Below are 9,833 nucleotides of genomic sequence, written 5' to 3'. Positions count from 1 at the left end.
CCCCCCCCCCCCCCCCCCCCCCCCCCCCCCCCCCCCCCCCCCCCCCCCCCCCCCCCCCCCCCCCCCCCCCCCCCCCCCCCCCCCCCCCCCCCCCCCCCCCCCCCCCCCCCCCCGGGGGAGGGGGGGCGGGGAGGGAGATGGCCTACGCTCGGCGGGCGTGACCAGCGCGACCGCCGGAAGCCCCGGGACCACCCGTCCCGACCCCGCCCCGTACCAGCGGCCCGGCGGGTTCCCCGTCGTCGGCGTCGTCGGCGGCGGCCAGCTCGCGCGGATGATGCAGCCGGCGGCCGTCGCGCTCGGCCTGCGCCTGCGCGTGCTCGCCGAGGGCCCCGACGTCAGCGCCGCCCAGGTCATCACCCCCGCCCCCGTCGGCGCCGCCGGGGACGTCGAGGCGCTGCGCGCCTTCGCCGCCGCGTGCGACGCCGTCACCTTCGACCACGAGCACGTGCCCGCCGAGGGCCTGCGCGCCATGGCGGAGCTGACCAGCGTGCAGCCCGGCGAGGCCGCCCTCGTGCACGCCCAGGACAAGCTCGTCATGCGCGAGCGCCTGAGCGCCCTCGGCGTGCCGTGCCCGCGCTGGGCGCCCGTGGCCGGCCGCGCCGACGTCGAGGCGTTCGCCGCCGACGCCGGCTGGCCCGTCGTGCTGAAGACCCCGCGCGGCGGCTACGACGGCAAGGGCGTCCTGGTGCTCGACGGCCCGGACGACACCGGCTGGGCCACCGCCGACGCCTGGTTCGCCGACTGGGCCGGGCGCGGGCCGCTGCTGGCCGAGGAGCACGTCGCCTTCGTCCGCGAGCTCGCCGCGCTGGTGGCGCGCAGCCCGTCGGGGCAGGCCGCCGCCTGGCCCGTCGTGGAGACCGTGCAGCGCCGCGGCGTCTGCCACGAGGTCACCGCCCCCGCCCCGGACCTGGACCCCGGCCTGGCCGCGCAGCTGACCGACGTCGCGCTGCGCATCGCCGGCGGCCTCGGCGTCACCGGCGTCCTCGCCGTGGAGGTCTTCGAGGTCGAGCGCGGCGGGCGCCGCGAGGTCCTCGTCAACGAGCTGGCGATGCGCCCGCACAACTCCGGGCACTGGACCATCGACGGGTCGGTCACCAGCCAGTTCGAGCAGCACCTGCGCGCCGTCCTGGACCTGCCGCTGGGCGGGACCGCCGCCCGCGCGCCGTGGACCGTCATGGTCAACGTGCTGGGCCCCGACGCGGTCGAGCCGCGCCACGAGGACCTGTACCGCTCGTACCTGCACGTCATGGCGCACGACCCGGACGTCAAGGTGCACCTGTACGGCAAGGAGCAGCGGCCCGGCCGCAAGCTCGGGCACGTCACCGCCTACGGCGAGGACCTGGACACCGTCCGCGCGCGCGCCCGGCACGCCGCGGCCTTCATCGCGGGGGAGATCGACGAGTGAGCGAGCAGCAGCGGGCCCGGGTGGGCCTGGTCATGGGGTCCGACTCCGACTGGCCCGTCATGGAGGCGGCCGCGCAGGCGCTGGAGGAGTTCGGCGTCGCGCACGAGGTGGACGTCGTCTCCGCCCACCGGATGCCGCACGACATGGTCGCCTGGGGCGCCTCGGCCGCCGAGCGCGGCCTGCAGGTGGTCATCGCCGGTGCGGGCGGTGCCGCGCACCTGCCGGGGATGCTCGCCAGCGTCACCCCGCTGCCGGTGATCGGCGTGCCCGTGCCGCTGCGGCACCTGGACGGCATGGACTCGCTGCTGTCGATCGTGCAGATGCCCGCCGGCGTGCCCGTGGCGACCGTCTCCATCGGCGGCGCGCGCAACGCCGGCCTGCTGGCCGTGCGGGTGCTGGCCGCCACCGACGAGGGCCTGCGCGCCCGGATGGTCGAGTTCCAGGAGTCGCTGCGCCAGGTGGCTGTGGACAAGGGCGAGCGGCTGCGCGCCCGGGCCGGCCGGTCCGTCGGGTTCGGCGGCTGAGGCCGGTGGCGCTGGTCACCGAGTCCCACCGCGTCGACGGCCACGACGTCCACGAGCACCGCCTCGAGGTGCCGCTGGACCGCACCGGGCGGGTGCCCGGGACGGTGAGCCTGTTCGCGCGCGAGTACGTGCGCGACGGCGGTGCGGACCGCCCGCACCTGCTGTACCTGCAGGGCGGGCCCGGGCACGGCGCCGACCGCCCCGAGCAGGTCGGCGGCTGGCTGGACCGGGCGCTGGAGGACCACCGCGTCGTCCTGCTCGACCAGCGCGGCACGGGCGCCTCCTCGCCGCTGGACGCGCAGACGCTCACCGCGGTCGGGGACGCCGCCGCGCAGGCGGACGTCCTCGCCCTGCACCGCGCCGACGCGATCGTCGACGACGCCGAGCAGCTGCGCGAGCACCTGACCGGCGGGGCGCCGTGGAGCGTGCTGGGGCAGAGCTACGGCGGGTTCGTCATCACCTGCTACCTGTCCCGCGCGCCGCGCGGGCTGCGCGAGGCGTACGTGTTCGCCGGCCTGCCCGGGCTGCGCGCGAGCGCCGACGACGTCTACCGCGCCACCTACCGGCAGACCGCGGTGCGCAACGCCGAGTTCTTCGCCCGCTACCCGCGCGACCGCGCCACCGCGGCCGCCGTGGCCCGCCACCTCGACGACGCCGAGGAGCTCCTGCCGACGGGGGAACGACTGTCCGGCAGGCGGTTCCGCACCCTCGGGATCGCCCTGGGCGGGCAGTCGCGCTTCGACGCGCTGCACTTCCTGCTCGAGGACCCGTTCACCACCGTGCGCGGGCGGCGCCGGCTGCGCAGCGGGTTCCTCGCCCGCGTCGGCGCGCAGCTGTCCTTCGCCGGGCACCCGATGTACGCGGCGCTGCACGAGAGCATCTACGCGCAAGGGCCCCTCACGGGCGCCACCGCGTGGTCGGCGCACCGCGTGCGGGAGGAGTTCGCGGAGTTCTCCCTCGACGCGCCGGGGTTCGCCTTCACCGGCGAGCACGTCTACCCGTGGCAGTTCGCCGAGGACCCGGCGCTCGTGCCGCTGGCCGCCGCGGTCGACGTCCTCGCCCACCGCGAGGACCTGCCCGTGCTGTACGACACCGACGTCCTCGCCGAGAACCGCGTGCCGGTGGCCGCGGCCGTCTACGTCGACGACATGTTCGTCCCGTACGAGCTGTCGCGGGCCACGGCCGCCGCGGTGCGCGGGGCGCGCACGTTCGTCACGAACGAGTACCAGCACGACGGGATCCGCCGCGACGGGCGGCGCATCTACGACGTGCTCCAGGGGCTGCTGCGCCGCTGAGGGCGGCCCGGACGCGTCCCGCCGCGGCCGGGCGGTATCCCGGCCGCCCGGGACGGGTGCCCGGTGCGGCCGGGACGCGCGCCGCCGCACGCTCGCGGTGATCCCGCGGCGAGGGCCGCGGGGCGCCCGACCGAGGAGCCGTCGTGCACGAGCCCGCCGCACCCGCACCCGTCCCCGTTCCCGCACCCGGACCCGTCCGCACCCGCGGCACCGCCCGCGCGCTGGCCGCGCTCGCGGTGCCCGCCGTCCCCCTCTTCGTCCTGGTCCTGCCCACGGTCCTCGGCGGCGCGGGGGAGCACGCCACCGCCGAGAGCCAGCTGCTCGAGTGGACGCGCACCCGGGCGCCCTACGAGCTGGCGCTGCTGCAGGCGGTGGGGTTCGCCTGCCTCGTCCCGGCCTGCCTGGGCGTGCTCGCCGTCGCCCGCGAGCGAGCGCGCGGGACCGCGCTGGCCGCGGTGACCGCCGTCCTCGGCTGCCTGACCGCCTTCGCGATGCTGCTCGTCATGGGCGCCGAACTGGCCCAGCTGTTCTTCACGGTCACCCTCGACCCGCCGCGGGCGGGCGTCGACGCGGCCCTGCTGCTCAACGACGCACCGGGGTTCGTCGTGACGCTGCTGACCGGGCTGAGCACCACCGTGCTGACGCTGCCCCTGCTCGGGACCGCCCTGCGGCGCAGCCGGGTCCTGTCCACCGCCGGGCTGCTGTCCTTCCTCGTCCCGCTCATCGTCAGCTTCCTGCCGCTGCCGCCGGCCGGGGCCGAGCTGGCGCCCGGGCTGGGCCTGCTGGTGCCGTGCTGCTGGATCGCCGTCCGGGTCGCCGCGACGCGCCCGGCCGGGACGGTGGTCGTCCCCGCCGGGGACCGCCCGGCGCGCCGGGTGCGGGTGTAGCGTCCCCGCGACGCTCGAGCGGGACGGTGCGAGGTGCATCAGCAGCCGGTGGTGCGCGCGGGACGGCGGTGGCCCCCGTGGTGGTGGACGCTCCCCTACGCCCTGCTCGTCCTCACCGCCCTGCTCACGGCCCCGCGCACCCTCGCGGCGCACCGGCGCCTCGGCGAGCTGGACCTGCCCGACGAGCGGTGGTCCACCGCGCAGCTGCGCGCGGCGCTCGCGGACCTGGGGGTCCCCGAACCCGCGTACGCGGTGGCGGTCGCGCTGAGCGCGCAGGTCGTCGCGGTCGTCTTCCTGGCCGTCGCCGGCCTCGTCGGCCGGCGGCGGCCGGGCGACCGCGGCGCCCTCGTCGTCTCCCTGCTGCTCGCCGCGGCCGGCTGGGGCACCGCGGGGGTCCCGGTGGTCTGGGAGGAGGTCTGGCCGGCGGCGGCGCCCGCCCTGCGCGCGACCTCCGTCGCCGCCTTCGGCTGCCTGGGGCTGCTGCTGTTCGTCGTCCCCGACGGCCGCTTCCGCCCCCGCTGGACCGCCTGGGTCGCCCTCGCCGGCCTCGCCGTGCCGGTGCTGTCCGTCCCCGGCCTGCTGCGCCCCTCCGGCGAGGTGCTGCCCCCGCCGGCCCGGTGGGTCATGGACGTCGCGGTCGTCGCCGTCCCGCTGTGGGCGCAGGTGCGCCGGTTCCGCCGCTCCGGGCCGGTGGTGCGCCGCCAGCTCGCCTGGGTCCTGTGGAGCCTGGGCGTGCTGGCCGTGGGCTGGGCCCTGCTGTCCGCGGTCACCGCGCTGGCGCCCGGGCTGAGCGCCCCGGGCACCGGCGGGCTGCTGTTCGTCACCGCCGTCAACGTCCTCCTGGCCCTGCTGGTCACCACGGTGCCCGTGGCGGTGGGGGTCGCGGTCCTGCGCCACCGCCTGTGGGACGTCGAGCCGCTCGTGGGGCGCACCCTCGTCGGTGCCGCGCTGACCGTCGCGACGGCCGGGACCTACCTCGTGGTGGCCGCCGCGGTGAACGGGGCGCTGCGCAGCCAGGACGACGTCGCCGGGGCCGTCGTGGCGGCGGCCGTCGTCGCCGTCCTCTTCGAGCCGGCGCGGCGCCGGGTGCAGCGGGCCGTCAACCGCGTCTGCTTCGGCGACCGGGACGTGCCGCACCTGGTCACCGCCCGCGCGCTGCGCGCCGTGGAGGCGGCCGCCACCCCCGAGGACGTGCTGCGCGCCGTGGCCGTGGCGCTGCGGACGGCGCTGCGCTGCCCGTGGGTCGCGGTGGAGCTCACCGGTCCGGACGGCCGCGCCGCGGCCGCCGCGCGCGACCCCGCACCGGACGCGGCACCCGGGGCCCCCGCGGCGCGGGAGGTCGACCTCACCGACCGGGGCGAGCAGGTCGGCAGGGTCCTGCTCGCCGCCCGCGCGCCCGGCGAGGGCTTCGGTCCGCGCGACCTGCGGCTGCTCGACGAGGTCGCCCGGCACGTCGCGCCCGCCCTGCACGCCGTGCGCAGCGCCGGCGAGCTGCAGCACGCGCGGGCCCGCCTGGTCGCCTCGAGCCAGGAGGAGCGGCGGCGCCTGCGCCGCGAGCTGCACGACGGGGTGGGGCCCGCGCTGGCCTCGGTCGCCCTGGACCTGGAGGTCGCCGGGGAGGTCCTGCGCACCGACGCCGCGGCCGGGGGCGAGCTGCTGGAGGGCGCCCGCGAGCGCGTGCGGGAGACCGTCGCGGCGGTGCGCGGGCTGGCCTACGGGCTCTACCCGCCCGCGCTGGAGCGCTCCGGCCTGCTGGGCGCGGTCCGCGAGCTGGCCGAGGAGCACCTGGCGCGCACGGGGACGCGCGTGGAGCTGGACCTGCCCGGTGAGCTGCCGCCGCTGCCGGCCGCGGTCGAGGTGGCCGCGCACCGCGTCGCGGCCGAGGCGGTGCTCAACGTCGCCCGGCACGCGGGGGCGCGCACGTGCCGGGTGCGCCTGGCGCTCGTGCCCGCCGCCGGCGCTCCGGTCCTGGAGGTGGAGGTGCGCGACGACGGCGGGGGCCCGGGCGGGGCGCGGCCGGGGGTGGGGCGCCTGGCCATGGCCGAGCGCGCCGAGGAGCTGGGCGGGACGTGCGCGGTGGAGCCGGCCGCCGGCGGCGGCACCCGCGTGCTGGCGCGGCTGCCGGTGCGGGAGCAGCCGTGAGCACCGCCGCGCTGCGGGTCCTGGTGGTCGACGACCACCGCGCCTTCCGCGAGGGGCTGCGCCGGCTGCTGGGCCTGCTGGAGGACGTCGAGGCCGTCGGGGAGGCGGCCAGCGGTGAGGAGGCGCTCGCGCAGGTCCTCGCGCTGCAGCCCGACGTCGTCCTCATGGACCTGGCGATGCCGGGCGCCGGCGGGGTGGAGGCGATCCGCCGGCTGCGCGAGTCCCACCCCCACCTGCCGGTCGTCGCGCTGACGATGTCCGGGGACGACGCCTCGGTGCTGGCGGCCGTGCGCGCCGGGGCGCGCGGCTACCTGCTCAAGGGGTGCTCGCGCTCGGAGCTGGAGCGCGCCCTGCGCGCCGTCGCGGCGGGCGACGCCCTGTTCACCGCGCCCGTGGCGCAGCTGCTGTCGCGCTCCCTCGCCGACGCCGAGCGCGACGGTGGGCGCGACGGGAGCCGCGACGGGAGGCGCGACGGTGGGCGGTGGGCGCCGGCCGAGCCGTTCCCGCAGCTGACGGCCCGCGAGCGGGAGGTCCTGCGGATGGTCGGCCAGGGGCTGCCGACCGCGGTCATCGCCGCCCGGCTCGGGCTGGCGCCGAAGACGGTGCGCAACCACGTCTCGAGCGTGTTCGTGAAGATCGGGGTGGGCGACCGCACGCAGGCCGCGCTGCGCGCCCGGGAGGCCGGGCTCGGCCCGCCGCCCTGAGCGCCGGTCTCAGGCCAGCGCGCGCAGCGCCCCGGTGTCGTCGCGCCGCAGGGCGTCGAACATCGCCAGCGCCCGCTCGGTGTCCCACTTCACGGCCAGGCCCGAGGAGGTGCGGTAGTTCGGGTCGGCCACCGGCACCGTCATCGAGATCCCGTCGGCGCCCGTGGCCGAGCGCATCCCGAGGGCGAAGCGGGCCAGCTCCAGCGGGGAGGCGCCGTCGTCGACGGTCAGCGCCGAACCGGCCGAGGAGGCCAGCGGGAAGGTCCGGAACGGGTTGACCAGCGTGCCCGGGCTGGTGGCCCTCGCCGTGATCGCCGCCAGCAGGTCGCGCTGGCGGTTGGCCCGGCCCAGGTCCCCCAGCGGGTCGGAGTAGCGGTAGCGGGCGTAGCCGAGGGCGGTCGCGCCGTCCATGTCCTGGCAGCCGGCCTGGATGTCCAGCCCGGCGCGCACGTCCTGCACCGCGACCTCGGGGCACATCTCGACGCCGCCGACGGCGTCGACGATGCGGGCGAAGCCGATGAAGCTGGTCTCCACGTAGTGGTCGACGCGGATCCCGCCGACGTCCTCCAGGGTCTGCGCCAGCAGCGGCGCCCCGCCGATCGAGTAGGCGGCGTTGACCTTCTGGCTGCCGTGCCCGGGCACCGGCACCCACGAGTCGCGCGGCACGCTGATGAGCGCGGCCGGCCCGCCGCCGGCCGGCACGTGCAGCAGCATGATCGTGTCCGTGCGGCGGCCGGAGATGTCGTCCCCGCCCGCGGAGTACTGCGCCTTCTCCTCCTCGCTCATGCCGTCGCGGCTGTCGCTGCCGACGACGAGGTACGTGGTGCCGGGGGTGTCCGCGGGGCGCTCGCCGGGCGAGGTGGCGGCCACGGGGGTGACGGCCGACCAGCCGCGCCAGGCCAGCGCCGCGGGGTAGAGCACCGCCAGCACGAGCGCCACGGCGACGGCCGCGGCCAGCAGGCGCCGGCGGCGGACCCGGCCACCGGGACGGGACGCTGCGGCCGGGCGCGGCGCGGACCCGCGGCGGGGCCCGGACGGGGGAGGGGGCGGGGGCGGCTGCTCCCAGCCGCGCCCGGGCGGGACGGCGGTGCGCGCGCGACCCGCGGCCGCGCCGCTCGTCGCGCCCGCCGCACCGGCCGGGCGCGCCGGCGGGGCCAGGCGCTGCTCCTGCCCGGCGGGACGGTCGGTGCGCCGGCGCACGGGCTTGCCGTAGGTGGTGGAGTTCCAGCCCGCCGGGGCCGGGCGCGCCTGCGGGCGCGGTCGCGGCTCCTGCTCGGCGGGGACGTCGCCGCGCCCGGTGACGGGCATCGCCCGGGTGCCGCCGTCAGCGGGCCGGCGCGCGCCGGCGGGACGGCCGCCGGCGCGGGGGGCGCGCTCGTCGCGCGGCGGTTCCTGCTCGGGCACCCGACCACAGTAGGGGCGCCCCCGCGCCGCGGGGCGCGAGCGCGCAGCGACACGGCGAGGTCACCCGGGGATCACCCCGGGGTCTTCACACGCCGCGCCGCGCCGTACCGCGCGTCAGGCGCGCGGGCGGCCCAGGGCCCGGTACGCCCAGCCGGCGGCGCGCCAGCGGGCGGGGTCCAGGGCGTTGCGCCCGTCCAGGACCCGCTTGGCCTTGACCAGCGAGCCGAGGGCGGCCGGGTCCAGCTCCCGGTACTGCTTCCACTCCGTCAGCAGCAGCACCACGTCGGCGCCGCGGACGGCCTCCTCGACGGTCTCGGCGAAGGAGATGTCCGGCACGGCCTTGCGGGCGTTGTCCAGCGCGGCCGGGTCGGTCAGCACGACGTCACCGCCCTGCAGGCGAATCTGCGCGGCCACGTTGAGGGCGGGGGAGTCGCGGATGTCGTCGCTGTCGGGCTTGAACGCCGCGCCCAGCACGGCCACCCGCTTGCCGATGAGGGAGCCGTCGCACACCTCGCGGGCCAGGTCGACCATGCGGATGCGCCGGCGCATGTTGATCGAGTCGACCTCGCGCAGGAACGTCAGCGTCTGGTCGGCGCCCAGCTCCCCGGCGCGGGCCATGAACGCGCGGATGTCCTTGGGCAGGCAGCCGCCGCCGAAGCCGAGGCCGGCGTTGAGGAACTTGCGCCCGATGCGGTCGTCGTGGCCGATCGCGTCGGCCAGCTGCGTGATGTCGGCGTTGACCTTCTCGCACAGCTCCGCCATCGCGTTGATGAAGGAGATCTTCGTGGCGAGGAAGGAGTTGGCGGCCACCTTGACCAGCTCGGCGGTCTGGTAGTCGGTGACGATCAGCGGGGTGCCGCGGCCCAGCGGGGTGGCGTACACCTCGTCCAGCACGGCCTTGGCGCGCTCGCCCTCGCTCGTGCCCGGGCCGCCGGGCACGCCGTAGACGAGGCGGTCGGGGTGCAGGGTGTCCTGCACCGCGTGGCCCTCGCGCAGGAACTCCGGGTTCCACGCCAGCAGCGCGCCGGGGACCTTCTCGGCCAGCCGGGCGGACAGCCGGGCCGCGGTGCCCACGGGGACGGTGGACTTGCCCACGACCAGCTCGCCGGGGGCCACGTGCGCGGCCAGCGCGTCGGCGGCGGCGTCGACGTAGGTGAGGTCGGCGGCGAACTCCCCGCGCTTCTGCGGGGTGCCCACGCACACGAAGTGGACCGCGGACCCGGCCGCCTCGCTCATCTCCGTGGTGAAGCGCAGGCGGCCGGTGGCCATCGCGCGCTCCAGCAGCTCGGGCAGGCCCGGCTCGAAGAAGGGGGCGCGCGCCGCCTGCAGCGCCGCGACCTTCTCCGGGTCCACGTCGACGCCGACGACCTCGTGACCCAGCTCGGCCATGCAGGCCGCGTGGACCGCACCGAGGTAGCCGCACCCGATCACCGTCATCCGCATGCGGCGCAGCGTAGTGGCGCGGTAGCTCT

At 78.2% G+C, this 9,833-nt stretch carries 8 protein-coding genes; 6 read left to right on the top strand and 2 right to left on the bottom strand.

The features are described from left to right. Positions 1-157 precede the first annotated feature (157 nt). The 6 genes from AB8M62_RS08370 to AB8M62_RS08345 all read left to right on the top strand — a co-directional run bounded on the left by AB8M62_RS08370 (position 158) and on the right by AB8M62_RS08345 (position 6,957). Entirely contained in the window at positions 158-1,405 is a 1,248-nt protein-coding gene (locus AB8M62_RS08370; RefSeq protein WP_369069210.1) for a 5-(carboxyamino)imidazole ribonucleotide synthase, read from the top strand. A 32-nt stretch (positions 1,406-1,437) separates the two neighbouring features. Next, positions 1,438-1,929: a 5-(carboxyamino)imidazole ribonucleotide mutase gene (gene purE / locus AB8M62_RS08365; RefSeq protein WP_373694889.1), complete on the top strand. Its 492-nt coding sequence runs from the start codon at positions 1,438-1,440 to the stop codon at positions 1,927-1,929. 5 nt (positions 1,930-1,934) lie between these two features. Further along, entirely contained in the window at positions 1,935-3,224 is a 1,290-nt protein-coding gene (locus tag AB8M62_RS08360; protein WP_369051988.1) for an alpha/beta fold hydrolase, read from the top strand. 143 nt (positions 3,225-3,367) lie between these two features. Beyond that, entirely contained in the window at positions 3,368-4,111 is a 744-nt protein-coding gene (locus AB8M62_RS08355) for a hypothetical protein (RefSeq protein WP_369069209.1), read from the top strand. A 33-nt stretch (positions 4,112-4,144) separates the two neighbouring features. Continuing rightward, positions 4,145-6,253: a sensor histidine kinase gene (locus AB8M62_RS08350; RefSeq protein WP_369069207.1), complete on the top strand. Its 2,109-nt coding sequence runs from the start codon at positions 4,145-4,147 to the stop codon at positions 6,251-6,253. Beyond that, on the top strand, positions 6,250-6,957 hold the full coding sequence (locus AB8M62_RS08345) for a response regulator (protein WP_369051991.1): 708 nt from the start codon (positions 6,250-6,252) through the stop codon (positions 6,955-6,957). The genes AB8M62_RS08350 and AB8M62_RS08345 overlap by 4 nt, the downstream gene beginning before the upstream one ends. Positions 6,958-6,966: 9 nt before the next feature. Here the strand turns inward: AB8M62_RS08345 and AB8M62_RS08340 are convergent, their stop codons facing one another. Both AB8M62_RS08340 and AB8M62_RS08335 read right to left on the bottom strand, forming a co-directional pair. Next, positions 6,967-8,361: an LCP family protein gene (locus AB8M62_RS08340; RefSeq protein WP_369051992.1), complete on the bottom strand. Its 1,395-nt coding sequence runs from the start codon at positions 8,359-8,361 to the stop codon at positions 6,967-6,969. Between the two features lie 114 nt (positions 8,362-8,475). Then, a complete protein-coding gene (locus AB8M62_RS08335; RefSeq protein WP_369051993.1) occupies positions 8,476-9,804 on the bottom strand; it encodes a UDP-glucose dehydrogenase family protein in 1,329 nt (442 codons plus the stop codon). Positions 9,805-9,833 lie beyond the last annotated feature (29 nt).

The organism is Kineococcus terrestris (assembly GCF_041020755.1).
GTDB lineage: Bacteria > Actinomycetota > Actinomycetes > Actinomycetales > Kineococcaceae > Kineococcus > Kineococcus terrestris.
Note: the sequence above shows the minus strand (reverse complement) of the source record. Positions and strands in the feature narration are given on the sequence as shown.

Bases quoted from the DNA above. Each gene is read 5' to 3' on its own strand.
- AB8M62_RS08335 (WP_369051993.1), bottom strand. From the start codon at position 9,804: ATGCGGATGACGGTGATCGGGTGCGGCTACCTCGGTGCGGTCCACGCG.
- purE (WP_373694889.1), top strand. From the start codon at position 1,438: ATGGGGTCCGACTCCGACTGGCCCGTCATGGAGGCGGCCGCGCAGGCG.